Origin of the sequence: Thalassobius vesicularis, from assembly GCF_004799325.1 — a bacterium.
GTDB classification, from domain to species: Bacteria; Pseudomonadota; Alphaproteobacteria; order Rhodobacterales; family Rhodobacteraceae; genus Thalassobius; species Thalassobius vesicularis.
Genome location: NZ_SSMD01000025.1, coordinates 1 through 872, shown reverse-complemented (window position 1 = coordinate 872; position 872 = coordinate 1). Strand labels below are relative to the sequence as shown.

The 872-nt window shown below is 59.2% G+C and carries 2 protein-coding genes; both read right to left on the bottom strand.

The window, feature by feature from the left end; translation table 11 throughout:
- Nucleotides 1-407, bottom strand: a 407-nt coding sequence (locus E7681_RS18620) for a cbb3-type cytochrome c oxidase subunit I (RefSeq protein WP_211089839.1), incomplete at its 3' end; no start/stop codon positions are given.
- 12 nt (nucleotides 408-419) lie between these two features.
- Nucleotides 420-869: a c-type cytochrome gene (locus tag E7681_RS18615; RefSeq protein WP_136340762.1), complete on the bottom strand. Its 450-nt coding sequence runs from the start codon at nucleotides 867-869 to the stop codon at nucleotides 420-422.
- Nucleotides 870-872 lie beyond the last annotated feature (3 nt).

Here is an 872-nt window from a genome sequence, read left to right as displayed (position 1 = left end):
ACCACGATGCCCGCCTTGACCCATTTGGGCTGTTCGATGAACTCGCGCCCCTCGTTGCCCAGCAGGAAGTTGCCGTCAAACAGGTTGAACAGGTAGGTCACGACCACGCCCGCCGTGCCGACCACCAGGATCAGCAGCTGCAGGTAGGCCAGCTTGGTCGAGTGGATCTCGCGCTCCGATTCCTCGGGCACAAGGTAGTAGGCCGCACCGAAGAAGCCCGTCAGCAGCCACACCACCAGAGAGTTGGTGTGCAGCATCCGCCCGATGTTGAACGGCAGGATCTCGGACAGAAAGTTCCCGTCCACGTAAATCCAGCCCAGCACCAGGCCCATCGTCACCTGCACCGCGAACAGTGCCATCGCAACGAGGAAGTACGCATAAGCGATTTTCTGAGTTTGGTATTTCATCTCGATCTCTCCTCAGCCCGCGTCATTCGGGGGCCAGTCCTGCGCACGGATCGAATCCGTCCACAGCAAGAAGTCCGCAAGACCGCGGTATTCCTCTTCCGTCAGATCAAACGCCGGCATCTGACGACGCCCCTCGATCCCCGTGGGCATCGATTCCATCCAGCTGCGCAGCATCTCGTAGCCGCCCTCGGCGTCTTCAACGCCCCAGCGGGTCATCACATTCGCTAGCTCGGGCGCAAAGTACGCTCCCTCGCCCAACAGCGTGTGGCAGTTGATGCACGCGTGCTTCTCCCACACATGCTTGCCGAGCACCACGCTATCCGTCAGCGTCGACACATCCGTCGACTCCTTCACGATGTAACGATGTGACTGGGCCGTTAGACCCACAAATATCAATATGAAGAACAACGACCCGCCATAAAATATGTTCCGGGCCATGCTCTTGGTCATGACTTCGCGCATCGC

What these genes read in the sequence shown, in the direction of transcription:
- E7681_RS18615 (WP_136340762.1), bottom strand. Translation starts at nt 869, where the DNA reads ATGCGCGAAGTCATGACCAAGAGCATGGCCCGGAACATATTTTATGGC.